This window comes from Limnohabitans planktonicus II-D5 (assembly GCF_001270065.2).
Lineage (GTDB): Bacteria > Pseudomonadota > Gammaproteobacteria > Burkholderiales > Burkholderiaceae_C > Limnohabitans_A > Limnohabitans_A planktonicus.
The window spans coordinates 57,079-81,601 of the sequence record NZ_LFYT02000011.1 but is presented as its reverse complement, the minus strand read 5'-3'; the positions used below and the strand labels follow the sequence as shown (position 1 = coordinate 81,601).

The 24,523-nt window shown below is 59.4% G+C and carries 23 protein-coding genes and 1 tRNA gene; 11 read left to right on the top strand and 13 right to left on the bottom strand.

Features of this window, described 5'->3' with window-relative positions:
* Window positions 1-42: 42 nt before the first annotated feature.
* The 3 genes from soxB (at window position 43) to H663_RS30850 (ending at window position 3,141) form a co-directional block, all read left to right on the top strand.
* Window positions 43-1,776, top strand: a complete 1,734-nt coding sequence (soxB, locus tag H663_RS30860) for a thiosulfohydrolase SoxB (RefSeq protein ID WP_053172024.1) — start codon at window positions 43-45, stop codon at window positions 1,774-1,776.
* Window positions 1,777-1,830: 54 nt separating this feature from the next.
* Complete coding sequence (locus H663_RS30855) at window positions 1,831-2,829, top strand: MBL fold metallo-hydrolase (RefSeq protein ID WP_053172025.1); 999 nt, start codon at window positions 1,831-1,833, stop codon at window positions 2,827-2,829.
* 87 nt (window positions 2,830-2,916) lie between these two features.
* On the top strand, window positions 2,917-3,141 hold the full coding sequence (locus H663_RS30850; RefSeq protein ID WP_133240008.1) for a hypothetical protein: 225 nt from the start codon (window positions 2,917-2,919) through the stop codon (window positions 3,139-3,141).
* A 110-nt stretch (window positions 3,142-3,251) separates the two neighbouring features.
* Here the strand turns inward: H663_RS30850 and H663_RS30845 are convergent.
* Window positions 3,252-3,326: transfer RNA gene (locus H663_RS30845), tRNA-Arg, on the bottom strand.
* Window positions 3,327-3,410: 84 nt separating this feature from the next.
* Between H663_RS30845 and H663_RS30840 the strand changes: the two genes are divergently transcribed.
* On the top strand, window positions 3,411-5,429 hold the full coding sequence (locus H663_RS30840) for a PAS domain-containing hybrid sensor histidine kinase/response regulator (protein WP_083451144.1): 2,019 nt from the start codon (window positions 3,411-3,413) through the stop codon (window positions 5,427-5,429).
* A 15-nt stretch (window positions 5,430-5,444) separates the two neighbouring features.
* Here H663_RS30840 and H663_RS30835 read toward each other — a convergent pair whose 3' ends face one another.
* The 9 genes from H663_RS30835 to H663_RS30795 form a co-directional block, all read right to left on the bottom strand.
* Window positions 5,445-9,302 carry a translocation/assembly module TamB domain-containing protein gene (locus H663_RS30835; RefSeq protein ID WP_053172058.1) on the bottom strand — a complete coding sequence of 1,286 codons (3,858 nt, stop codon included), beginning with the start codon at window positions 9,300-9,302 and terminating at the stop codon, window positions 5,445-5,447.
* Window positions 9,302-11,131: an autotransporter assembly complex protein TamA gene (locus H663_RS30830; protein WP_133240007.1), complete on the bottom strand. Its 1,830-nt coding sequence runs from the start codon at window positions 11,129-11,131 to the stop codon at window positions 9,302-9,304. Before H663_RS30830 ends, H663_RS30835 begins: the two co-directional genes overlap by 1 nt.
* A 62-nt stretch (window positions 11,132-11,193) precedes the next feature.
* The gene (locus H663_RS30825) at window positions 11,194-12,378 is read right to left on the bottom strand and encodes a vWA domain-containing protein (RefSeq protein WP_053172062.1); all 1,185 of its coding nucleotides are present in this window, start codon (window positions 12,376-12,378) and stop codon (window positions 11,194-11,196) included.
* Window positions 12,372-12,890 (bottom strand): DinB family protein, encoded by a 519-nt coding sequence (locus tag H663_RS30820; protein WP_053172192.1) that lies wholly within the window; start codon window positions 12,888-12,890, stop codon window positions 12,372-12,374. The genes H663_RS30825 and H663_RS30820 overlap by 7 nt, the downstream gene beginning before the upstream one ends.
* 2 nt (window positions 12,891-12,892) lie before the next feature.
* Complete coding sequence (locus H663_RS30815; protein WP_133240006.1) at window positions 12,893-13,189, bottom strand: type II toxin-antitoxin system RelE/ParE family toxin; 297 nt, start codon at window positions 13,187-13,189, stop codon at window positions 12,893-12,895.
* On the bottom strand, window positions 13,186-13,407 hold the full coding sequence (locus H663_RS30810) for an addiction module protein (RefSeq protein WP_053172065.1): 222 nt from the start codon (window positions 13,405-13,407) through the stop codon (window positions 13,186-13,188). The genes H663_RS30815 and H663_RS30810 overlap by 4 nt, the downstream gene beginning before the upstream one ends.
* A 15-nt stretch (window positions 13,408-13,422) precedes the next feature.
* The gene (locus tag H663_RS30805) at window positions 13,423-14,046 is read right to left on the bottom strand and encodes a GNAT family N-acetyltransferase (RefSeq protein WP_053172067.1); all 624 of its coding nucleotides are present in this window, start codon (window positions 14,044-14,046) and stop codon (window positions 13,423-13,425) included.
* Window positions 14,043-14,282 carry a hypothetical protein gene (locus H663_RS30800; RefSeq protein WP_053172069.1) on the bottom strand — a complete coding sequence of 80 codons (240 nt, stop codon included), beginning with the start codon at window positions 14,280-14,282 and terminating at the stop codon, window positions 14,043-14,045. Before H663_RS30800 ends, H663_RS30805 begins: the two co-directional genes overlap by 4 nt.
* Before the next feature lie 10 nt (window positions 14,283-14,292).
* Window positions 14,293-15,135 carry an AAA family ATPase gene (locus H663_RS30795; RefSeq protein WP_053172071.1) on the bottom strand — a complete coding sequence of 281 codons (843 nt, stop codon included), beginning with the start codon at window positions 15,133-15,135 and terminating at the stop codon, window positions 14,293-14,295.
* 104 nt (window positions 15,136-15,239) lie between these two features.
* On the opposite strand from H663_RS30795, the gene H663_RS30790 reads away from it, so the two are divergent.
* The gene (locus H663_RS30790) at window positions 15,240-15,899 is read left to right on the top strand and encodes a c-type cytochrome (RefSeq protein ID WP_053172073.1); all 660 of its coding nucleotides are present in this window, start codon (window positions 15,240-15,242) and stop codon (window positions 15,897-15,899) included.
* A 75-nt stretch (window positions 15,900-15,974) separates the two neighbouring features.
* Here H663_RS30790 and H663_RS30785 read toward each other — a convergent pair whose 3' ends face one another.
* Window positions 15,975-16,409 carry a DUF1841 family protein gene (locus H663_RS30785; protein WP_205872716.1) on the bottom strand — a complete coding sequence of 145 codons (435 nt, stop codon included), beginning with the start codon at window positions 16,407-16,409 and terminating at the stop codon, window positions 15,975-15,977.
* Window positions 16,410-16,525: 116 nt separating this feature from the next.
* Between H663_RS30785 and pcaF the strand changes: the two genes are divergently transcribed.
* Window positions 16,526-17,728, top strand: a complete 1,203-nt coding sequence (gene pcaF, locus H663_RS30780) for a 3-oxoadipyl-CoA thiolase (protein WP_053172076.1) — start codon at window positions 16,526-16,528, stop codon at window positions 17,726-17,728.
* A gap of 163 nt (window positions 17,729-17,891) precedes the next feature.
* On the opposite strand, the gene H663_RS30775 is transcribed toward pcaF, so the two are convergent.
* On the bottom strand, window positions 17,892-18,098 hold the full coding sequence (locus H663_RS30775) for a hypothetical protein (protein WP_053172079.1): 207 nt from the start codon (window positions 18,096-18,098) through the stop codon (window positions 17,892-17,894).
* A gap of 262 nt (window positions 18,099-18,360) precedes the next feature.
* Entirely contained in the window at window positions 18,361-18,660 is a 300-nt protein-coding gene (locus H663_RS30770) for an acyclic terpene utilization AtuA family protein (RefSeq protein WP_053172081.1), read from the bottom strand.
* A 383-nt stretch (window positions 18,661-19,043) separates the two neighbouring features.
* On the opposite strand from H663_RS30770, the gene H663_RS30760 reads away from it, so the two are divergent.
* From H663_RS30760 to H663_RS30740, 5 genes are read left to right on the top strand one after another with little or no spacing between them, the layout of a single operon-like run.
* Window positions 19,044-19,919 carry a branched-chain amino acid ABC transporter permease gene (locus H663_RS30760; protein WP_053172194.1) on the top strand — a complete coding sequence of 292 codons (876 nt, stop codon included), beginning with the start codon at window positions 19,044-19,046 and terminating at the stop codon, window positions 19,917-19,919.
* A 9-nt stretch (window positions 19,920-19,928) separates the two neighbouring features.
* Entirely contained in the window at window positions 19,929-21,005 is a 1,077-nt protein-coding gene (locus tag H663_RS30755; RefSeq protein WP_053172085.1) for a branched-chain amino acid ABC transporter permease, read from the top strand.
* Window positions 21,002-21,835 carry an ABC transporter ATP-binding protein gene (locus tag H663_RS30750; protein WP_053172087.1) on the top strand — a complete coding sequence of 278 codons (834 nt, stop codon included), beginning with the start codon at window positions 21,002-21,004 and terminating at the stop codon, window positions 21,833-21,835. Before H663_RS30755 ends, H663_RS30750 begins: the two co-directional genes overlap by 4 nt.
* The gene (locus H663_RS30745; protein WP_053172089.1) at window positions 21,832-22,650 is read left to right on the top strand and encodes an ABC transporter ATP-binding protein; all 819 of its coding nucleotides are present in this window, start codon (window positions 21,832-21,834) and stop codon (window positions 22,648-22,650) included. Before H663_RS30750 ends, H663_RS30745 begins: the two co-directional genes overlap by 4 nt.
* 3 nt (window positions 22,651-22,653) lie before the next feature.
* Window positions 22,654-24,510, top strand: a complete 1,857-nt coding sequence (locus H663_RS30740) for an AMP-dependent synthetase/ligase (protein WP_053172091.1) — start codon at window positions 22,654-22,656, stop codon at window positions 24,508-24,510.
* Window positions 24,511-24,523: the final 13 nt, after the last annotated feature.

Here is a 24,523-nt window from a genome sequence, read left to right as displayed (position 1 = left end):
GGTCCGGGTTTTTAAAGTTTCCATATATCAGTGGATGGAAATATGAATCTCTCCAAACGCGAATTTATCCAAGTCATGGGCGCTGGCACGATGGCTGGCATGAGCATGGGCTCTTTTGCCGAAGCCAGTGCGGCCACCGCATCGAACGGGCTGTACGACATTCCCAAGTTCGGCCATGTGTCTTTCTTGCACATGACCGACTGCCATGCCCAGCTCAAGCCGATTTATTTTCGCGAGCCCAGCATCAACATGGGCATTGGTTCCATGGAAGGCAATTTGCCGCATTTGGTGGGTGAGTATTTGTTGCAAGTGGCCAAGATCCGCCCGGGTACCGCACAGGCTCATGCACTGACTTACCTGGATTACGAAAAAGCCGCCAAGCGCTACGGCAAGGTGGGTGGGTTTGCGCACCTGGCCACACTGGTCAAGCGCATGAAGGCCAGCCGCCCCGGCGCTTTGCTGCTCGACGGTGGTGACACCTGGCAAGGCTCGGGCACCAGTTTGTGGACCAATGGCCAGGACATGGTGGATGCCTGCAAACTGCTGGGCGTAGACGTGATGACCGGCCACTGGGAATTCACCCTGGGCATGGAACGCGTCAAGGAAATCGTTGAAAAAGACTTTGCAGGCAAGGTCGACTTTGTGGCGCAAAACATCAAGACCAGCGACTTTGGCGACCCGGTGTTCAAGCCCTACGTGATCCGAGAGATCAATGGCGTGCCTTGCGCCATCATTGGCCAGGCTTTTCCGTACACCCCGATTGCCAACCCGCGTTACATGGTGGCCGACTGGGAGTTTGGCATCCAGGACGAGAACATGCAAAAGATGGTCACCGAAGCCCGTGGCAAGGGGGCCCAGGTGGTGGTGGTGCTCAGCCACAACGGCATGGATGTGGACCTGAAGATGGCCACCCGCGTCAGCGGCATCGACGCCATCATGGGCGGCCACACGCACGACGGCATGCCGGTGGCCTCCATCGTCTCCAACAAGGGCGGCAAAACCATCGTCACCAATGCAGGCTCGAATGGCAAGTTTTTGGGCGTGCTCGACTTCGAAGTCAAAGACAAAAAGGTCAGCGACTTCCGCTACAAGCTGCTGCCCGTGTTCTCCAACATGCTGCCCGCCGATAAGGAGATGGACGCCTTGATCACCAAGATCCGTGCGCCCTACGAAAGCAAGCTGGCCGAAAAACTGGCCGTGACCGATGGCCTGCTTTACCGCCGTGGCAACTTCAACGGCACGGGCGATCAGTTGCTGGTCGATGCCTTGCTCGATGTACAAGGTGCCGACATCGCGTTTTCGCCGGGCTTTCGCTGGGGCACCACGCTCTTGCCAGGGCAGGCCATCACGCGTGAATGGTTGCTCGACATGACCGCCACCACCTACTCGTACGCCACTGTGACCGAGATGACGGGCGAGACCATCAAGACGGTGCTGGAAGACGTGGCCGACAACCTGTTCAATCCTGACCCTTACTACCAGCAAGGCGGCGACATGGTGCGCGTGGGTGGCCTGAGCTACAGCTGCAACCCCGTGGGCACCATGGGCAAACGCATTGGCGATTTGCGCCTCAAGGGCCAGCTCATCGAGTCGGGCAAAAAGTACAAGGTGGCGGGCTGGGCACCTGTGGCCGAAGAGGCTCGCAACCAAGGCAACAAGCAGGTCTGGGACGTGGTCGAGACCTGGCTCAAGGCCCAAGGCGGCCGTGTCAAACCCCGCAAACTCAATGCGCCCAAAATCTTGGGCGCTTTGCCCAACAAGGGTTACGCGGCTTGATGTGTGCGTGTGCAGCGCCTGAGGCCGCTGCATGAATCCAAGCAGGGGAATCACATGAAAAGAAGACAACTGTTGTGGGCCAGCGCTGCCGTCGGTGGCCTGGTCATGTGGCCCGATGCACGTTTGCTGGCACAGCAAGCGCAAGACTTCCTTGTAGGCCCACCTGTGGCCGATATCCCAGCCAGACAACTGTCGCAGCATGTGTGGATGGTGTTCTCTCCGGATGGGTTTCCGACCGTTGAAAACCGGGGCATGATGTCCAATGTGATCTTTGTGGTGACCTCTGCCGGCGTGGTGGTGATCGACTCGGGCGCTTCATTGCAAATTGGGCAGATGGCGATCCGCATGATCCGCCAAGTGACCGACAAACCGGTGGTGGCCGTGTTCAACAGCCACTACCACGGTGACCATTGGCTGGGCAACCACGCCTTCGTCAAAACCTATGGTGACAAGCTGCCTATTTATGCACTGCCCTACACCATTGAAAAAATCAAAGGCACCGAAGGCAATTTGTGGCGCAGCCTGATGGAGCGCTGGACCAACCAGTCCACATTGGGCACCCAGGTGGTCTTGCCCAACACCCCCGTGCAGCATGGCCAACTCATCCAGATCGGTGATGTGAGCTTTCGCATGCACCACTACGGCACCGCACACACACCTTCCGACTTGTGTGTTGAGGTCGTGCAAGACAAACTCACCGCGGTGGGCGACATTGCCATGGCCAACCGCATTGCCAACATGGACGACGGTTCTTACCCCGGTACGTTCAAGTATTACCAAGCGCTGATGGCGGCCACGGGCGAACAAATGTGGGTGCCCGGTCATGGCTTGGGCAGCAAGGACTTGCTCAAGACTTATGGCGAGTTCATGGCGGGCATTTGGGAGCCTTGCTTGCAAGCCGTTAAAGATGGCAGGACTGAAGCCGATGCGCGCAGCATGGTTCTCAAAGACCCGCGTGTGCAAGCTCGTGCCAAGTCGATGCAGGGTTTTGAAGGCAATATCGGCAAATACACCAGCCTGGCTTATCTGGAGGCAGAAAAAGAAGCGTTCTGATTTTGACCGCGCATGGACTTGGGTTGATCGATGGCGGCTTTCGGGCCAGGCAAACTGGTTTTTTGGGTGAAGTACAGGCGCATGAACATGGCTGATTCCATTCAAAATCTTTCCGGGAAGTCATGGTCTCAGCTGTGGTTCAGAAATCCTGATGACGTCATCCCCTTCGTCTGCGATACGGCGCATCGAACACGCGCAGGCATTCTGATGGCCATTCGGGTGTTCATGGGTGGTGCTGAAGATGGCTTGAAGCACCGCGTGATTGTGCGCAAATTTGTGAACTGCTCGGAACCGGTGCTGCAGCAGCAGTGATGTCCTGGCACATGCTCACACTTCAACGAACCACAATGGACAATGAAAACGGGTTTTCAGAGGGGAAATAAAAAAATCCGCACCGTGCTGAACGTGTGCGGATGCAGGTTTGGTGCCCCCGACAGGAATCGAACCTGTATTTACACCTTAGGAGGGAGTCGTTCTATCCATTGAACTACGGTGGCTGCCCGGGAGCGATTGTAATCGGGGGCTGTTGCTGCAGACTGTGGGTGACAAGGAACTTTCGGGCGTTGTGGAACAATCCGCGCATGTTTGCCGCCCTTCGAAATACATTGCAGCGCCTTTTTCCTGCACGCCATGAGGCTGTTTGTCTGGATCTTGAACAGATGCCTTTTGGTGTGGTGGTGCTGACGCCCCACAACGGGCGCATTGTGCGGGTCAATCAGCGCTTTGCTCGTTGGGTGGGGCGTACGCAGCACGCTCTTGAAAACGCAGTCTGGCAGCAGCTGACACAGGGGGCCTGGCATGCCGGCAAAACGCCAGCCCAGAACATGCCTTTTGCCGCACAGGTGGCCAAGCCTGAGGTGGTGTTGCAGCGTTTTTTCATGCCGGATGGTCAGCAGCTGCACGCAGAGCTGTCTCTGTTGACCCGCACCACCGGGCGTGATGGTCAGCTCGTGTGTTGCTTGATGGTCCGCGACATGGCAGAGCATGCGCAGACAGAAGCCCAGTTGCGCGTCAGTGAGCAGCGCCACCGCCTGCTGGCCGACAGTGCGCGCGATGTGGTCTGGACCATGAACCCTTTGGGGCAGATCACTTATGTGAGTCCTGCGGTGATGCAGCTGCGGGGCATCACACCCGAAGAGGCGATGCAACAAACGATTGACCAGGCGCTGACCCCCGAGTCCAGGGATGTGTCGATGCGGTATTTTGGCGAAGTGGCTTTGGCCATTCAGGAAGGCCGAGTGCCCCAAAGTTTCAAGGGGGAGATGGCCTACTGGCGGCGCGATGGCTCGAGTTTCTGGACGGAGGTTTTGTCTTTCCCGCTCATGGGGGCGCAAGGCGAGTTGGTGGAAATTGTCGGGGTGACGCGCGACATCAGTGAACGTCGGCTTTATGAAGACGGCCTGCGGCGCGCGCGTGAAGAGGCCGAGAAGGCCAATCAGGCCAAAAGTGAATTTCTGGCCCATATCAGCCACGAAATTCGCACCCCCATGAGTGCCATCGTGTCGCTGACAGACTTGTTGTTGAGCACGGACCTCGATGTGCAGCAACGTGAGTGGTTGAACAAGTCGAAAAGCGCAGGCAGTTTATTGCTCGGCATCATCAATGACATTCTGGATTTGTCGAAATTGGAATTTGGCCATGTGGCTTTGTCGCGCCTGCCGTTGAATGTGCAGGAGGTGCTCCAGCAAGTGAGCGATGTGGTGGCCGATGCGTGTGCGCTCAAAGGACTCGGTTATGAGGTGATGTTGGACCCCATGGTGCCTCAAGCCCTGTTGGGCGATTCGCAACGCCTGGCCCAGGCGCTTTTGAATCTGGTGGGCAATGCCGTCAAATTCACCGAACACGGTGGCATCACCGTTCGGGTGGAATACCTGGGCTCAGACGGGGCCGTGGAGCAACTGCGTTTTGCGGTTCAGGACACAGGCATTGGCCTGGAGCCAGAGTTTCAGTCACGCGTATTTGAAGGTTTTGTTCAAGGGGACAATGCGCAAACGCAGCTGCACGGGGGCACGGGGCTGGGTTTGTCGATCTGCAAAAGAATTGCTCAGTTGATGGGCGGTGATGTGGGTGTGGCGTCGGTGCCGGGGCAAGGTTCCACATTCTGGTTCACGGTGCGCCTGGAGCGGCCTGATGGCGTGCAGGTGGCGAATGATGGCGTCACAGATGCGCCTGCGGGCCTGGGCCAGTTTCAGGGCCTTCGCGTGTTGCTGGTGGATGACAATGCCACGATCCGCGACATCCTGACGCAGTTGCTGGGTCTGGCCGGCGTCGAGGTGGATACCGCAGCAAACGGCCGCGAAGCTTTGACCAAGCTCCAGTCTTCGCGCTATGCACTGGTGTTGATGGACATGCAGATGCCGTTCATGGATGGACTGCAGGCAACGCGGCAGATTCGGCAAGATCCGGTTTTTCAGGACTTGCCGATTGTGGCGCTCACGGCCGGTGGTTTTGATGAGGACCGTGACCGTTGCCTGGCCGCGGGCATGAACGATTACCTGAGCAAGCCTTTTGAATACAAGAAGCTGCTGGCCGTGTTGTCGCGCAACCTGAAGCCCACAGAGGGCCCGTTGCACAGGGCGATACCGCACGCCATGGCATAAGCCAAGCGCCGGGCCTCAGTCCTTGCGGATGGTGTAGATCAGATCGAGTGCATTGTCCTGACCTGTTTGTGCGCGCAGTGTCAGGCGGCGCGAGAGGTCGTAGAAGACATAAAAGCTGCCAAAGGTTCCCTTCAAGCTGGTTTCATAGACGATGTAAAAATCTTTGGACAGGCGTTTGCCCAGGGTGACGGCAGCGCCTGTGGCGGTGGCGTCACTGCGGCTGCCTTTGGCCAGCGAGATTTCATCGAGCCCCAGGGCACCGGCCAATTCGCTGTTGAGTGTCTTGCCATTGCCACCCAGCAAGGCCAGTGCCGCTTGTTGCAGCACCGCTGATTCTGCTCCGCCTCCGGCGGCCGAGCGGCCCATCACCAGCCAGGCCAGTTTGTCTGCATCGGGCATGTCCGGGTCTGAATACAGCCGAATGCGCGGCAGCAAGGCGGTGCCGGTGATCTGCACACCTACGCGCTGCGGCAAATTGGGCCGGATGGCCAGGATGTCCAGACTGGGGTTGTCGTAAGGGCCACTGAAGCGCAGCAAGCCGTTGTCAATGTCCAGCTGCTGGCCATAAGCTTTGTAACGACCGCCTTCGGTGCGCACCTGGCCTGTCAAGCGGGGCTGGCCCTGACTGGCGGCGTTGCTCACCAGGGTCAGCTGACCCGCCAGGCGGGTGTTCAGCCCCAGGCCCCTGACCTGAAAGTCCGGGCCCAGGTCCAGGCTGACTTGTACATCGGGCGTGCCCAGCCAGGACGGGCCGGTGGCGTTTGCATGGCCTGTGGGCAGGGGTTTGTCCGCACCCATCACCAGCACGTCCGAGCCCAGCCTGGGGGTGTTGTCTTCGGGCAGGATGAACAAGGCCTGATCGGCTTGCACTTGTCCGCGCAGTTGCAGTCTGCCTTGTTGCATTTGGGCTTTGATATCGCCTGAAATGGCCAGACGTCGATCAGCCCGGTTGCTCACGCGCAGACCCTGGATTTTCATTTGTAAAGCCATCTCGACATCGTCCCAGGGGTGTGCAGGAGGCTGGTCTGTGCGGCTGGATGCCGACAACCATTTCACCAGGCCTTTGGCTTGCAACTCACCGCCTTGGGCACCTGCACCGCGCAGACTCAATTGCGTCAGCTCCACTTGTTGGCCTTGCAGTTGGGCGCGCAGTTGCCCCTGGCTGAATTCGATGCCTTGCACGGCCGAGCGCACCGCCAGCTTGTCGGCTTGCAGCAGGCCCTGCCACTGCGGTTGTGCGCGCGTGCCCGAGAGTGTGACGTTGGCGTCCAGCGTGCCCTGCACGCGCCAGCCCGGCGGTGCGAGCAAGGACCAGGCCCCCACGCGCGGCAAGTTGGCCTGCAGTTGCCCGCTCAAGGGGGCTTGTTCGGGCCAGCTCCAGCCTTGGGCGTTGGCACTCAGGCGGGTTTGGGCCTGGGCCTGGGCCTGGCCCATTTGTTCGCTGTCCCATTGCCATTGGGTGCGCACGTCTTCGCCATCCACCTGCAGCTGCACGCGGGCGGTGCGCAATCCGGCGTTGAGTTTTTGGCCTGGGGCACCGTCTGAGGCGATGCGTAAATCGCCTGTGCTGCGTTCGAGCACGGCCTGGACACGCAGGCGGTCATGCTGCGTCCAGTTCAGCTCGCCTTGCAGCAGCACGTCGCTGTGGATGTCGGGACTGATGAGGCCGGACAGCCAGGTCAGGGGCAGGTCTTTCAGGCGTGCGCTCATTTCTGCCTTGGCCCCTTGGCCGGACAGCGGGGCGGACCATTGGCCTGGTCTCCAGCTCAGTTGGGCCTGGCCGGGCGAGGGACCTTTGACGACCAAGGCCCCTGCGCCCCAGCGGCCGCTGGGTGAGGGGGCATCGGTGGACCATTGCCATGAAACGGCCTCCTTGAGCTGCGCATGCCAGGTGGGTGTCGTGTCACCGTTTTGGGCGTCGAGGGTGGCGCTCAGGATTTGGCCTTGCCAGGCACCCAGGCGGGACGATCCGGCCGCTGGCGGCTTGGCGGTGGCGCTCAGCCGTGTTTGCCATTGCGCCGACAAGCGCCCCAGTTGCAGACGGCTTTGTGCTTGTATGTCCAGCTTTTGCAAGGTGCCTTGGGCCTGAATGCGCGCTTGATCGATGTGCCCCGTTTCTGCGGCGAGACTCTGCCGCGCCAGTCGCGGCAGCTGGAGGTTGGCTTGTACCGTGGTGTCGCCTTGTGCATAGCCGCCTTGCCATTGGGCTTGCAATTGCGCAGGCCCAGTCGCTTGCAGTCCTTGAAGCCTCTGTGCGGCACCCGGCCAGCGACTGAGCCAAGCCTGGCTGAGGGCTGCATTTTGCACATCCAGCTGGACACTGCCCGCGCCGGTTTGCGCAGCCAACTGGCCTTGGGCCTGGGCTTTGAGGCCCGGCACATCCAGCTGCAACTGGCCTTGCGCGGTCCAGGAGGTGCGGCCTTGTGGTGGCTGGAGCTTGAATTGGCCTTGCACCCGAGCGTCTGCGGCGCGCAGGTCCAGGGCCTGAATGTCCCACTGGGTGGCTTGCCAGAGGCCCTGCAGGTGCAGGTGTTCCCAGCGCAGCGTTCGTGAGACCGAACGCGGCCCCTGTGATGAGGTGGGCACGCTGCTCAGGTCCGCTCCAAAGCGCACGCCGCTGTGCTGGCCGTCTTTGCCAGTTTCCTGGGCCTGTAATTGGCCTTGCACCGGGTCCGGAGCCAGTGCGGTGTGCAGCAGCGATGGGATCAGTCCTTTGACCTGTATTTGCCCGGTCCAGCCTGAGTCGCTTTGTTGGCCCTGGCCCTGAACCTGACCTCCGCCCAGGCGCGCGTCCAGTTGCAGGATTTGCCACAGCCCTTGTTCGTAGCGCCCCTGGGCATTGAGTTGGTTCAGTGGCAAGCGTTGCTGATCCCAAGGGCCGGGGATGGCGTTGGTCCATTGGGTGTTCCAGGGCCATCCTGTGGCGTCGGGTGTCAGATTGAGCTGCCCGCTCAAGCGGGTTTTCGGGGCACCGGGCCAGAGCAGGGCCAGATCCACTTGCTGCCACTGGCCCTGGGCGTCTTGTACGGTGTGAGCTTGCCAGGGGTGCAGTCGGGCCTGCAGATCAATCTGCATGCCGGAGGCGGTTTGCGTGGCTGGCGACAGGTGTGCTTTCAACTGCAGTTGGGCTTCGGTGCCGGACAGGTGGCCCTGCACGCTGGCGCTGGCTTGCAAGGTCAGGGCACGGGTGCGCGCCGCTGCAGGGGTTTGTACCTGGCCCTGTAGCTGAAGATCCAAGGCCATGGGCGCAGCCGCTTGCAACCGGGCATCCAGACTGTATTGACCCTGGGCCAGGGTAAAGGGCTGGAGTTTGAGCAGGTGGTGTTGCCCGTCAAAATCGTAGCGGCCTGACAGGGCCTGCACGCTCAGCGCCGGTGGGCCTGCCCAGTGCAGCTGGTCAATTTGCCAGGGTAGATGGACTTTGATCGGCCAGGTCAGGGTGGTCAGCACAGCTTTGGGGCCGGGCGGGCTGTTGTCCTCAATGCGCAGCTGCGCAGCGTGCAAACCGGTCAAGGGCAATTGACCATGCCACAGCCTGGACCAGTCCAGTGTCAGCTCGGTGTTGTGCAGCTGCACGTCCAGCCCCTTGTCATGCCAGTGCAGCAGGCCCAACCGGCCACCCTGTTGCAGGCTGCCCTGCACCTGTGCGCTGACCACGGTTTGCCCTTTGGGCAGCAGCCGGCTGACCAGATTCAAGGTGCTCGCCAAGGAGCCTTCGCTGCCTGACCAGAGCCAGGCAGCGATCAGGGTGAGGGACAGCGACAGGCTCAGCGCCAGAGACAGCACCAGGGGCCAGCGGCGGCGTGGGCCTGTGCGCACAGGGTGGGCGTCGTCCTGTGCAGCTTCCTGGGGGCGGTGTTCTGGTGTGTGCATCAGAAGGTGAACCCCACGCTCAGGTGCAGGCGTAATTTTTGGGTGGCTTGACCATAAGCCAGGTCGATGCGCAGAGGACCGACGGGGCTGCGCCAGCGGGCACCTACGCCATAGCCCAGCCGGGGGTGAAGCTCGGTGGGCTGATCGGCCACCGCTCCAGCATCGACGAACACGGCGCTTTCCCAGTCGGTGCGTTGCTGGTTCCAGCGGATGGGGCGCTGCCACTCCAGGCTGCCCACTGACAGGTATTGTCCCGGCCTGACTGTGCCGTTGGCTTGGGTGATGCCCAGGCTGCCCGGCGCATAACCGCGCACGCTGTTGTCGCCGCCTGCAATGAACAATTGCGTGGCGGGCAGGGCGTTGGCGTTTTTGCTGACCACGCTGCCTGTTTCACCGCGCAGGACCAAACGGCCCGATTGCGACCCCAAAGGCAACAGCCACATGCCCCGTGCCAGCCAGCGTCCAAACGGTTCACGGGGCGAGCCCAAAGTCACGCCGTAACCCAGCTCCAGTCCCCAGCCAGTGCCTTGGGTGGGAAAGGGCATGCTGTCAAAGCGCCGCCAGGTCCAGGCATAGTTGACGCTGACCGACTCACGTTGACCTGCCTGGTCACCGGTGGTGGTGGCACCGTCGTATTGGGCGTAATAGGCGCGGTCGATGCGTTCACTCAGCTGAATGCGCCCGGCCCGCCAACGGTGGCTGCTCACGCTGTAGCTGGTCAACTTTTCGTTTTCGTATTGGCCAGAGATGTTCCAGCGCCACAGGCTCGGGTCCGGGGGGGCGAGCAGATCGACGCCGACACGCTGCAACTTGCGGTCCAGGGCCAGTTTGCTCGCAGCGCGCCACTCCAGACCGGGGAGTTTGAGTTGCGTGTGTTCCGCCGTCAGGCGCAGACCGCTTTCACTGCGCACACCCAGACCCAACACCCATTTTTGGCGCAAGGCTTCCTTCAGTTCAATCTTGACGGGGCGCACATCGTCCAGGCTGTCAGGGTCCAGACTCACAAACACCGAATCGTAAAAACCACTGAGCACCAGGCGTTGCTGTGCTTCGAGCAGATCACTTTGGCGGTACAGGCTGCCAGGCTTCAGACGCGCCAGGCGTTCGACCTGCTCGCTGCCGTAGCGTTCGGCACCCGTGATGACCAGTGGCCCCAGTTGCACGGCGGGCCCCGAGTCCAGGGTGATCTGTAATTGCACCAGGTTGGTTTTCGGGTCTACCAGCGCCTGGCTGTAAGCGATGCGCCCCTGCGGATAGCGCTCGGACAGCAACTGCCTGAGCGCGCCCGTCTTGGCGTCGGCCCATTCCTCTTGGGTGAAGGTCTCGCCTGGCGCTAAAGCCCAGGCCTGAATCACATCGCGCCGCTGTGCCTCGGCTTCCGGTCGCTTGTCGATGTCGCCTTGCCAACGGATGTCGACTTGTCCAATGCGTGCTTGCGGACCCGGCAGGACGCTCAGCTGCACTTGGCGAAAATGTGCCTGGCCAGGTGTGGCCGTTTGACGCCAGTCCAGGGTCGGGTTGAAAAATCCTTGTGTGGCCATCAAGTCGCGCGCCTGCACATCGGCGTCGCGCAGCAGGCGGGCCATTTCGGCATCGTCCAGATCACTCAATTGACGGTAACGTTGCAAATCCAGGTGCTGACTCAGCCAGGCCGCCAATGGGGCCGATTCCGTCTGCACCACGAGTTCAAAGGCCTGGGTGGCAGGCCCGGGTGGGCTGTCTGAGTGGGTTTGTGCCTGCAAGGCGGGGGCCAGCAGGCATGCGGCCATGCACAGGGCACGCAGCCATTGCCCGCTTTGGCGGGTGGGCGGGCAGAGCGTTTGGGGCATCGGACTGCCTGGCCATGCAAGAAACTTGCACACACGCAGCCCAGGGTGCAAAGCGCTGTCGCTCACTTGCTGAGTAGACGCATGGCGTCCTCCAGCCCTTTCAAGGTCAGAGGGAACATGCGGTTGCTCATGAGCTGCTGGATGATGGAGATGCTTTGGCGGTATTGCCACACACCTTGCGGCTCAGGGTTGATCCAGGCAAATTTGGGGAAGGTGTGCGTCAGGCGCTGTAGCCACTCAGCGCCGGCTTCTTCGTTGTTGTATTCGACGCTGCCGCCTTTTTGCAAAATTTCATACGGGCTCATGGTGGCGTCTCCGATGAAGATCAGCTTGTAGTCCTTGTTGTACTTGCGCAAGATGTCCCAGGTGGGAAATTTTTCGGCGTAGCGGCGCTTGTTGTTCTTCCACATGAAGTCATAGACGCAGTTGTGGAAGTAATAAAAATCCAGGTGCTTGAACTCGGCCTTGACGGCTGAGAACATTTCTTCCACGCGGGCAATGTGCTCGTCCATGGTGCCGCCCACGTCCATGAGCAGCAACACCTTGACGTTGTTGTGGCGCTCCGGTCGCATCAGGATGTCGAGGTAACCCGCGTTGGCTGCGGTTTTGCGGATGGTGCCGTCCAGGTCCAGCTCGTCGTGCGAGCCTTCGCGTGCAAAGCGGCGCAGGCGGCGCAGGGCCACCTTGATGTTGCGCGTGCCCAGCTCCTGTTGGTCGTCATAGTCCTTGTAGGCGCGTTGCTCCCACACCTTGACGGCGCTCTTGTTGCCGCCCTTGCCGCCGATCCGAATGCCCTGCGGGTTATATCCGCCGTTGCCAAAGGGCGAAGTGCCGCCGGTGCCGATCCACTTGTTGCCGCCCTCGTGGCGTTCTTTTTGCTCTTCGAGGCGCTTTTTGAGCGTGTCCATCAACTCGTCCCAGCCCATTTTCTCGATGGCGGCTTTTTGCTCGGGCGTGAGTTCTTTTTGCAGGATTTTTTCCAGCCAGTCGAGGGGCACTTCTTTGGTGAAGTCGGTCACCATTTCCACGCCCTTGAAATAGGCACCGAAAGCCTTGTCGAACTTGTCGAAGTGTTTTTCGTCCTTGACCATCACAGTGCGCGACAGGTGGTAGAAGTCGTCGATGCTGCAGGCATCAGACCCAGGGCCCACCACATTGGCTTGCATCGCTTCGAGCAGTGTCAGGAATTCACGCACAGACACTGGCACTTTGGCTGCGCGCAGGGTGTAGAAGAAATCGATCAGCATGCGTCAACCTTTCTGCGATCTGGTTCTTGCGCATGGAGCTTGCGCGTCAGAAGTTCCCGTGGAGGTGCAATGCCTGCATCCTTGAGCATTTGGCTGACTTGTCCGCGGTGATAAGTGCTGTGAACACCCACATGCAAAAGCATTTCTGTGGGGCTCATACTGCCCGGGTCGCCATCTGTGAATTCAAAATGCATGCGTGAGTTCGCCTCGTTTTCATGCCATGAGCGAAGGTGCTCCACCAAGGCCTGATTGGTTTCTTGCATCGCCCAAGTCAGAGTTTCGGGCTCTGGCGTTGCATCGGTGTTGGTGCTGGTGAAGGCGTGCTTTTGTCCGGATAAGTGCGCTGAAAAAATACAGTCCACCACATGAATGTGGTTCATCAGTCGCACAGATTTTTTCAACAATTGCGGGGCCAAGCGATCTTGGTTGTCGCACAGGCATTGCATCAGTTCCTGGTCAGCCCAAGACTTGTATTGCAGTAATTCAAGCAAGATGGGGTTGTTGTTTTTCATGGTCATTGCACCTTGGGCCAGCTGCGCGGTAAGCGGTGTTGATGGATGCATGCCAATACCAAGACCGTCTCATCGAGAATTTCAAAATGCAAGGCATAGGGGAATCGACCTAACAAGACCCTGCGAATGTGCGCGTAGGTCACTGCATGCAACAGGGGATTGCGGCTCAGTTGGGCTTCCTGGATGCTGATTTGCCCCAAGAATTCTGCCCCCAATCCTATAGATTGTTCTTCATACCAAACGTAAGCCTCCACCAAGTCCAGCTCGGCATCTGGTGCAAAGCGGACCATATAGCTCACAGCTTGACACCCAGGCGCTGCGCAATGTCTTGCAGGGTGGAAGAGGTTTTTGGGTTGGCATGGATCACTGCCGAGCGACGCAGGACTTCTTGTTGAACCAACAAGGGCACGGCTGGGGCACTCTGTGGGTCTTGCGCAATGTCATCCCAGACTTGTAGTACCAGCTGGATTTTTTCAACCTTACTGAGTTGTTGAATTTGCTCAATGAGTGTGGACATGGGCGTCTCCTGCAATCAGCTTTGAGTTGTCTCGTGCTTGCGGCGAAGTTGGTAATCCAGATGCGTTTTCACATTGGGCCATTCGCTGGCAATGATGCTGTAAACGCAAGTGTCTCGCAGTGCGCCAACAGCCAGAGGGTGGGGGTTGATCTGGTGGCTGCGCAGCACGCCATCGAGCTTGGCACCCAGGCGTTCGATGGCGCGGCGGCTTTGCTGGTTGAAAAAATGCGTGCGGAACTCCACCGCGATGCACTTCAAGTGCTCAAAAGCGTGGGTCAGCAGCAAGCGCTTTGCTTCGGTGTTCAGCGGGCTGCGTTGCACGCTCTGGCGGTACCAGGTCGAGCCGATTTCGACGCGCCGGTTGGCCGCGTCGATGTTCATGTAAGTGGTCATGCCCACGGCCTGGCCGGTGGCAGGGTTGATCACTGCAAACGGGCACATGCTGCCCTTGGCTTGCAAGTCCAGGCGGCGGGTGATTTCAGCCACCATGCCTTCGGGTGTGGGGATGGCGGTGTACCAGTGGTTCCACAGTTCGCCATCGCGCACGGCCTGGACCAGGTCATCGTGGTGCAGCTGTGACAAGGGTACGAGTTGCACATGCTGCCCCGAAAGCGGGATGGGCGCGATCCAAGGACTCATGATGGGTCGCTGTCGTGGTGTTTGGCTTTTTGTTTGCTGCGCCAAAAGCGCGCCAAGTGCAAACCCGCACCACCGCCCAGGCCCACGAGCAAAATGCCGCCAATGCTGGCGTTGTCATAACCGGCGCTGAAAATGTTCAGACCCAGCCACTTGCCAGCCCAGTAACCGGCCAGCGCACCCCCGATAAAACCCACGGCATCTGAAATGCCTTCCCTGAAAAGATTGGAGCTCGTCATGGAGATGGCTTCAGCGGTTGCGCTGGTTCATGAACACCAGCTTTTCAAACAAGGTCACGTCTTGCTCGTTCTTGAGCAGTGCGCCTACCAATGGTGGCACCGAAACTTTCTGGTCGGCGCTTTGCAGCGCTTCGAGCGGGATGTCCTCGGCCACCAGCAGCTTGAGCCAATCGAGCAGTTCGCTGGTGGAGGGCTTTTTCTTCAGGCCCGGCAGGCCGCGCACGTCATAAAAGGTCTTGAGCGCCAGGGCCAGCAGGTCTTTCTTGAGCGTGGGGAAGTGCACGTCCACGATCTGCTTCATGGTCTCGGCTTCTGGGAACTTGATGTAGTGGAAGAAGCAGCGGCGCAAGAAGGCGTCAGGCAGTTCTTTTTCGTTGTTGGAGGTGATGAACACCAGCGGGCGGGTCTTGGCCTTGATCAGCTGGCGCGTCTCGTAGCAATAGAACTCCATGCGGTCGATTTCGCGCAGCAGGTCGTTCGGGAATTCGATGTCGGCCTTGTCGATCTCGTCGATCAAGATGGCGACTGGGGTTTCCGAAGTGAAAGCTTGCCAGAGCACGCCCTTGATGATGTAGTTCTCGATGTCCTTGACCTTTTCATCGCCCAGCTGGCTGTCGCGCAGACGGCTCACAGCGTCGTATTCGTACAGGCCTTGCTGGGCCTTGGTCGTCGATTTGATGTGCCACTGCAGCAGCGGCAGGCCCAGCGCTTCGGACACTTCCTCGGCCAACATGGTCTTGCCGGTGCCGGGCTCGCCTTTAACGAGCAGGGGGCGTTTGAGGGTGATGGCGGCGTTGACGGCCAGCATCAGATCCTGCGTGGCGACGTATTTTTCGGTACCTTGGAATTTCATGTGGAGGTCTCGTGAAAAGCAAAAAAAGCTTGTCAGGATTATGAGGGCGAGCCCGATATAATCCCCAATTGATTTTTATCAATCAATTGGATTGTGTAAGCAAAATGAACAAGCTGTTGACCTCGATGTTTGCCTTGGCTGTCGCCTCAGTGACCGCTATTTCCGTTCAAGCCCAGGAAATAAAGGGCGACGCCAAAGCCGCTGAGCAAAAGATTGCCATGTGCATCGGTTGCCACGGCATCAAAGGCTACCAAGCCAGCTTTCCCGAGGTGTACCGCGTGCCCATGATTTCTGGCCAGAACGCCAAGTACATTTCTACGGCGCTCAATGCCTATAAAAAAGGCGATCGCAAGCACCCCACCATGCGCGGCATTTCCGACAGCCTGAGTGATCAGGACATCGCTGACCTGGCCGCTTATTACGAACTGCACGGCAAGACCGAAGCAGTGGTTGCAGCGCCCAAAGCGCCCGACGCCAAAGTAGCCGCTTTGCTGCAAAAAGGCGCTTGCATATCTTGCCACGGCGACAACTTCTCCAAACCCGTGGACCCCAGCTACCCCAAGATTGCAGGCCAGCACAAAGACTACCTGTTTGTCGCGCTCAAGTCCTACAAAGTGGAAAACCTGTCCACCTGGGGCCGCAGCAACGGCGTCATGGGCGGCATTGCCAAGCAGTTCTCCAACGCAGAACTCAAAGCCATGGCTGCTTACATCGGCTCTTTGGAAGGCGACATGAAAGTCGTGCCACAGTCCAAGTTCCGCTGATCAGTCGATATCCGGTTGTCATCAAAAAAGCCCGCAGATCAGCGGGCTTTTTTGTTTTTGGGCGATCTGTAGATCTCAATCTTTGGTGGCGTGTTTTTGCACGCAGTCAATATAGGCTTCGCCATCGGGCATGCGGCCCGAACGCTGACTTTCAAACACCATGCGGCCCAAGCACGCCATGGCCTGATGGTGGGCATCGTGCAGCGAGTTGAGTTTGTGGGTCAGCAACTCCACTGCCTGGCGGATGCCCCTGGGCTGGTCGATGCTGCATTGCTCGCTGATGGAAAGGTGCATCGACAGGTGCAAAAAGGGGTTTTCCCGGTCGGGGTCGGCCAGGTGCATGCTGGCCAGTGCGGCGTCGACATCGGCCAATTCGGCGTGGTATTCGGGGTGCTCGTCAATCCACTGGCTGACCAGCATTTCCATGGGCTCCAGAGGCGCAGCGGTTCTGGATTTGGCGTAAACGCCACAAAAAAATCGCCTGACATCGGCTTGAGAGGGTTGGATCAACATGGTTCAAAAAACAGCAAAACCGACCGATCGGTCGGTTAATGGCATAAAATCAAAAGGTCCGCTAAACACTGCATGTTAAACGCAGACAATCCTCCCACCTTCAAGAGACGAAAATGAACCAAGCCTACATTTGCGACGCCGTCCGTACCCCTTTCGGCCGCTACGGCGGTGCACTCTCCAGTGTACGCACCGATGATCTGGGCGCTGTGCCCCTGCGCGCCCTGATGGCCCGCAACCTCAATGTCGACTGGGCCGCTGTGACCGACGTACTGTACGGCTGCGCCAACCAGGCCGGAGAAGACAACCGCAACGTGGCCCACATGAGCAGCTTGCTGGCTGGCCTGCCCATCGACGTGCCTGGTGCCACCCTCAATCGCCTGTGCGGCTCGGGCCTGGATGCCGTGGGCACTGCAGCCCGTGCCATCAAGGCCGGTGAATCGGGTTTGATGATTGCCGGTGGCGTTGAGAGCATGAGCCGTGCGCCGTTCGTCATGCCCAAGGCTGAAACCGCCTTCGGCCGTGCCAACGCGGTGTATGACACGACCATTGGTTGGCGCTTTATCAACAAGCTCATGAAGGCCCAATACGGTGTGGACTCGATGCCCGAGACCGCCGAGAACGTGGCCACCGATTTCAAGATTGAGCGCGAAGCGCAAGACCTGATGGCCTACAACAGCCAGCTGCGTGCGGTGGCCGCCATCAAGGCCGGGCACCTGGCGCGTGAGATCGTGGGCGTGAGCATCCCCCAGAAAAAGGGCGACGCTGTTCTTGTGGATACGGATGAACACCCCCGCGAAACCAGCCTCGAAGCGCTGGCCAAGCTCAAAGGTGTGGTGCGCCCCGACGGCACCGTGACCGCTGGCAATGCCTCGGGCGTGAACGATGGCGCTTGTGCCTTGTTGCTGGCCGATGAGGCCACCGCCGCCAAAAACGGTTTGACGCCCAAGGCCCGTGTGGTCGGCATGGCCACCGCTGGTGTGGCCCCGCGCATCATGGGCATTGGCCCTGCGCCTGCCACGCTCAAGGTGTTGGCACAAACCGGCCTCACGCTGGACCAGATCGATGTGATTGAGCTGAATGAAGCCTTTGCCGCGCAAGGCCTGGCCGTGCTGCGCATGTTGGGCCTGAAAGACGACGACGCCCGTGTGAATGCCTGGGGCGGTGCGATTGCGTTGGGTCACCCGCTGGGTGCTTCGGGTGCGCGTTTGGCCACCACGGCGATCAACCGTCTGCACCACACAGGTGGCCGCTATGCGCTGTGCACCATGTGCATCGGCGTGGGTCAGGGCATTGCGCTGATCCTTGAGCGCGTTTAAAGCTATTGCGCCCCTGGCCACCAGCCCCTTCGGGGGCTTTTTTGTACCTGCTTGAGTTCTTCAAGTCTGACGGCGATCTCCATGCCAAGCAGCGCTGGACCTTGGCTTTGCGCAGCTTGGCCAGAATAATCGGCAGCATTCAGACATCAATATGGCCTGGCAATCAAGGTGAAAAGAGGGTTGGCACTTTGGTGGTGGTGACTTCACGTTTGAGGATTTTGTAGACCGCCTCGTTCCATTCAAGCTGGAAAACGACGCCAGTGCCCCCGGGGCTGTGCCATCGGGTATCGGTGTCACCCACAAGGTGAGCGGCTTCGTGCTCACAGCGTTCAGGATGCACAAGGGTTTCCAGCGGGTTCAAAGCGGTCAACTGCGTTTTCTATTGATCAGGCACGCTGAAGTTTGAAATGTGTGAGAAATGACATCTCGTAGGTCGGCACTCGCAGAGTCCGACATGATGGGTTTCGGCGCAGGCGCATGTCGGGGTCTTGGACCGCCGACCTGCAACATCTTTGAGGATAGAAAACTTCACAGGGCCGAATCAATAGCTCCGACTTTGCGGATTTAGGTGTGGGCACTTGACGCAGCTGTGGCTGCCGTCCTTGCGGGCGACGGTGCAAAAAATTCAAACTTCAGCGTGCCGCATCAATAGACTTCGGCTGCGGGTGGCTTGGTGCTGACGTCGCTGAACTGACTGCCCAGGACATGCAGCAAACACCGAGGAGCAAAGTTGCATCGGCCACGCGCCCGGGGATCGCGATGCCGGCCACCTGTTCCTGCACATTCACGATGGCTTGCGCACCAAGGCAAGCGTTACCAAACACCAAGCGCTCGCGCGCAACCCTCACTTCGACGTCATGCATCAAGAAGTCAAAGTGAGTTTGCGCTTCTTGCAAGAGGTGTAGCACATCGTCGCCCGAGGCCATGGCCATGCTTGGCTGTCAGCTTTTCCTCGCCAGCCCTTCGCGCACGGTCTGAACCGCACCCATGGGGTTCAGGCTGTCTGCATTGCGCAAGAAGTTCAAGCTGTCGGTCTTTTTGCAAGATGGTCAGCGCGAGTTCGGCCAGACGGTCGCTGACGATCGCATGCTTGGAGTTGCCGCCATAAAAGCCCTGACTCGAACCCTGCGAATGGAATGCATCCCGGGGGTATTGAAGCCTTGCGCAGTGACTTGGATGGGGGACAACCCCTAGGTCATGTCTCGTGTTCGTCATACATAATCGCACGATCGTTCGCAAATGCTTTTGCCGGGGCTGAAACAACACCCGTTCAAGAGCACAGAGCTTGGCAATACAGAACAAAGAGGAGACAGGCGTGCAATTGCTGCAACTGCTGATCAGCGGTGTGGCCCAGGGCTGTATTTACGGACTCATCGCCCTGGGTTTCGTGCTGATATACAAGGCCACCGAAACGGTGAGCTTTGCCCAGGGCGACTTGATGATGGTGGGGGCTTTTTCAGGTCTGGCCGCCATGACGCTGCTGGGCTTTCCGTTCTGGATTGCGGTGCCTGCGGCCGTCGTGGCCATGGGGGTGTTTGGCGCTTTTCTGGAACGCCTGGTCATTCGCCCCATCCTCGGCCAACCGGCTTTTTCCATCGTCATGCTCACCATTGGTGTGGGCTATGTGCTGCGCGGCTTGATCACCATGATCCCCGATGTGGGCACCGACACCCACACCATGCCCGTGCCTTATGCGGGCGAAGTTTTGCGCTTGGGCGGTCTGGTGATCGCGGCCGAGCAAATGGTGGTGATCGGTGCCACAGGCATTTTGTGCCTGGGCCTGTTTGCCATGTTCAAGTACAGCAAGCTGGGCATCGCCATGCAGGCGGCTTCGCAAAATCAACTGGCCGCCTATTACATGGGCATCCCGGTCAAGCAAATCAACGGTCTGGTGTGGGGTTTGGCTGCAGCCGTGGCGGCGGTGGCGGGCTTGCTCTTGGCCCCCATCACTTTTGTGCACGCCAACATGGGTTTTATTGGCCTGAAGGCTTTCCCCGCTGCGGTGGTGGGCGGCTTTGGCAGCTTGCCAGGTGCCATCGTCGGCGGTCTGGTGATCGGTATCGTTGAGTCGCTTTCGGGCTTTTATCTGCCCGAAGGCTTCAAGGACATTGCGCCCTACATCGTGGTATTGCTCATGCTGGTGCTCAAGCCCAATGGCTTGTTCGGCGAGCAATTGCGCAAGAAAGTCTGAGGCCCCGGCATGCGTTTCATATTCAAAACCGATTACAACCAGGACGTGAAGCTGGCCAAGCACGGTGGCCACGTCTTCTGGTACAGCCTGCTGGCCGTCTTTTTGGTGGTCGCGCCTTGGGCTGTGCCCGAGTACTGGCTGGCCCAGCTGACCTTTGTGTTGATCTACGCGGTGGTAGGCCTGGGCCTGATGCTGCTGGCAGGCTTTACCGGCTTGTTCTCGCTGGGCCACGCTGCCTTTTTGGGCGTGGGGGCTTACACCCAGGCGGTCATGGTCAATGCCGGGGTGCCGTTTCCGCTGGCGCTGGTGTGCGCGGGCGTGTTCTCGGCCATCGTGGGCATCATCGTGGGTTTGCCAGCGCTGCGCGTCAAAGGCATTTACCTTGGAATGGCCACGCTCGCGTTCGGCTTCATCGTCGAAGAAGGTATGGCCCGTTGGGAAAAGGTGACGGGCGGCAACGCCGGTTTGTCGGTGGGTTATCCGGCGATTGGCGGCTGGACGCTGGACACTACCGAAGAGTTTTATTTTCTGTGCCTGCTGGTCACCGTGGGGGCCACGCTGGCCATCGTCAACCTGTTGCGCTCGTCCACTGGCCGTGCCTTTGTGGCCATCCGCGACTCCGAAATTTCGGCGCAAAGCATGGGCATTCATCTGGCGCGTTACAAGACGCTGTCCTTTGCTTTGTCGGCCGCACTGGCGGGCATTGGCGGCGCTTTGTATGCGCACAAAATCCAGTTCCTCTCGCCCGAGCAGTTCAGCATCATCCAGTCGATTGACTTGTTGCTGATGGTGGTGATTGGCGGTTTGGGTTCAATCCACGGGGCTTTCCTCGGCGCGATTTTCCTGATCGTCATGCCGCAGCTGATCTCGCTGGGCAAAGACTTTTTGCCAGCAGCCATTAGCGGTGCCGCCGGTTTGCAGGGCACGGTGTATGGCATGGTGCTGATCGCCTTTGTGCTGTTTGAACCCATGGGCTTGTATGGCCGTTGGCTCAAGGTGCGCACCTGGTTCCAGCTGTTTCCTTTTTACCGCCGTGGCCTGTTCAAGCGCCAAAAATCATTCCAGAAGTCGGACCGCCTGAAATGAACGCAGACATCCTTTTATCCGCTCAAAACCTGAGCGTGCGCTTTGGCGGCGTGCTGGCCGTGAACAAGGTCAGCTTCGACGTCAAGCGCGGCGAGGTCTTTACCCTGATCGGCCCTAACGGGGCTGGCAAGACCACTGTGTTCAACCTGATCAGCCGCATCTACACGCCCACCACGGGGGTGATCGATTACGCCGGGCCACAAGGCACGCTGCGCCTGACCGATCAGCCGCCGCACCAGATTGCCGGTTTGGGCATTGCCCGCACCTTCCAGAACATCGAGTTGTTCGAGCACGCCACTGTGCTGCAAAACCTCTTGATCGGTCGTCACACGCACCGCCAAACCGGGCTGTGGAGCGAAATGTTCTTCACCCGTAAAACCCGTGCGGGTGAGATAGAAGCCCGTGAAAAAGTCGAGGAAGTCATTGATTTTCTGGACCTGCAACACCACCGTGACTCGATGGTGGCGGGCTTGCCTTATGGCGTGCGCAAAGTGGTCGAGCTGGCCCGTGCCCTGTGCACCGAGCCCAAGCTGCTGTTGCTCGATGAGCCTTCGTCAGGCCTGAACGTCGAGGAAACCGAAGACATGGCCTTCTGGATCTCGGACATCAAAAACGAGCTGGGCATCACCGTGCTCATGGTCGAACACGACATGAGCCTGGTCTCCAAAGTGTCGGATCGTGTGCTGGCCATGAGCCAGGGTGAAGAACTCGCCACCGGTACGCCCAGCCAGGTGCAAAGCGACCCCGGCGTCATCGAAGCCTATTTGGGATCGGTGGACGACGTGTCTGCCTTGCGCCGTGAAAACTACGTGCCCGGAGGTGCCGCATGAGCGCAGCGACCCAGACCCTGAACACGGCGTCCGAGGCAGCCGATGACAATGTCATGCTCAAGCTGCTCAACGTGGAAAGCGCCTACGGCCCGATCAAGGCGATTCGCGGCGTGAGCCTGCAGGTGCGGCGTGGCGAGATCGCCACCGTGCTCGGCTCCAATGGCGCCGGCAAGACCACCATCTTGAAAACCATCAGCGGCATCATCGACCCGCGCAAGGGCTCGATCGAGTTCAAGGGCCAAAGCATCACCGCGCAAGACCCAGCCATCATCGTGCAGCGCGGCCTGATGCATGTGCCTGAAGGGCGCGAGGTGTTTCCGCTGCTGTCGATTCGCGACAACCTGCTCATGGGGGCCTACACCCGCAAGGACCGCGACGGCGTGGCACGCGACATGGAAGCCGTGTACAACTACTTCCCCATCCTGCGGGAACGCGCTGCGCAAGACGCGGGCTTGCTCTCAGGTGGGCAGCAGCAGATGCTGGCGATCAGCCGGGCGCTCATGGCCAACCCCGACCTGATCTTGCTGGACGAACCCAGCTTGGGCCTGAGTCCCAAGCTGACCAAGGAAATCTTCGAGATCGTGGTGCGCATCAACCGCGAACGTGGCACCACCATCTTGCTGGTCGAGCAAAACGCCAACATGGCCCTCAACGCTTCAGACTACGGTTATGTGCTGGAAAACGGCCGCATCGTGATGGAAGACACCTGCGCACGCTTGCGTGAAAAAGAGGACATCAAGGAGTTCTACTTGGGTATGAAGGAAGAAGGCGTGCGCGCCGATCGCCGTTGGAAAAAGAAGAAAACCTGGAGATAAGACATGAGCCAACTCTGGGACACCTCCGGCATTGCGCCGCAAAAAAATGTCGTCATGGCAGGAGAGACCATCCCCGCCATCTTCTGGAACGCGGTGGCCGCACGCGGCCCGAACGTGTGGATGCGCCAAAAAGACTTTGGCATCTGGCGCAGCTGGACCTGGAACCAGACCGCCCAGGCTGTGCGCGAGATCGGTCATGGCCTGATGGCGCTGGGCTTTGAGGCGCGGCACACCGCCTCCATCCTGTCCAACACCAACATCGATTGGGTGCTGTGCGATCTGGCCGTGCTGAGCGCCGGTGGTGTGTCCAACGGCATTTACCCGACCGACGCGGCCGAGCAGGTGCATTACCTGTGTGAAGACTCGGGCACCCGCGTGCTGTTTGTCGAAGACGACGAGCAGCTCGACAAAGCCTTGGCCGTACGTGACACTTTGCCTTTGCTGCAAAAGATCGTGGTGTTCGACATGGACGGTCTGCGTGACTTCCATGACCCTCAGGTCATCAGCCTGAAAGACCTGCGCGCCCTGGGCCGTGAACACGCCCAGCAACACCCCGACATGCTCGCGCATCGCAGCGCTGCCTGCAAGCCTGAAGATCTGGCCATTTTGGTCTACACCTCGGGCACCACAGGCAAGCCCAAGGGCGGCATGCACAGCCACCACGGCCTGGTCTACACCGTGCGCGGTTACAACACGCTGATTGCCCGCGACGAGCGCGACGAGTGCATGTGCTTTTTGCCCTTGTGCCACATCGCCGAACGCATGGGTGGCGAGTATTTCTCGATGTACACCGGTGCCAAGCTCAACTTTGTCGAGAACCCCGAAACCGTGCCCGAAAACGTGCGCGAAATCGCGCCCACCGTGTTCACCGCTGTGCCCCGTGTGTGGGAAAAGTTCTACTCGGGCGTGATGATCGCGCTCAAGGAAGCGGGCGGCTTGCAGCAAGCGGTGTATGGCTGGGGGATTGGCGTGGGCCAGCAAGTGGCCGATTTGGTGCTGGCGCAAAAGCCGGTGCCCGCCAGCATCAAACTGCGTTTTCATGTGGCGCGTTTGTTGGCGCTCAACAACGTGCGCAAGATGATCGGCATCCACCGTGCACGCTTTTTGGTGACCGGTGCTGCGCCCATTTCACCCGATTTGGTACGCTGGTATTTGGCGCTGGGCTTGCCCATGCTCGAAGTCTGGGGCATGACCGAAACCTGCGGTGCGGCCTCAGGTGTGCCCGCTGACCGCATCAAACCCGGCTCGATTGGTCCGGCGGCCGAGTACAACGAAATGCGTCTGGACCCGGTGACCAGCGAAATTCTGGTGCGCGGCCCCAATGTGTTCATGGGCTACCTGAACTTGCCTGAAAAAACCGCCGAGACCATTGATGCCGACGGCTGGCTGCACACGGGCGATGTGGGCGTGGTGGATGAGGAAGGGTTTTTCCGCATCACGGACCGGATGAAAGACATCATCATCACGGCTGGCGGCAAGAACATCACACCCAGCGAGTTGGAAAACGAATTGAAATTTTCGCCCTACGTCACCGACGCGGTGGTCATTGGCGACAAACGGCCTTACCTGACCGTGATCGTCATGATCGACCAAGAGAACGTCGAGAAATATGCACAGGACAACGATGTGCCTTTCTCCAACTACGCCAGCCTGACGCACAGCGCCGAGGTGCAAAGCCTGATTCAGGCCGAGCTGGATCGGGTCAACAAGAAGTTCGCACGCGTCGAGCAGATCAAGAAATTCTGGCTGCTGGACACCCAACTGAGCGCCGAAGACGAAGAACTCACGCCAACGATGAAACTCAAGCGCAAACTGGTCGAGAAGAAATACGCGCCACAAATCGAGGCGATGTACCGCTGATTCCATCCCCAAT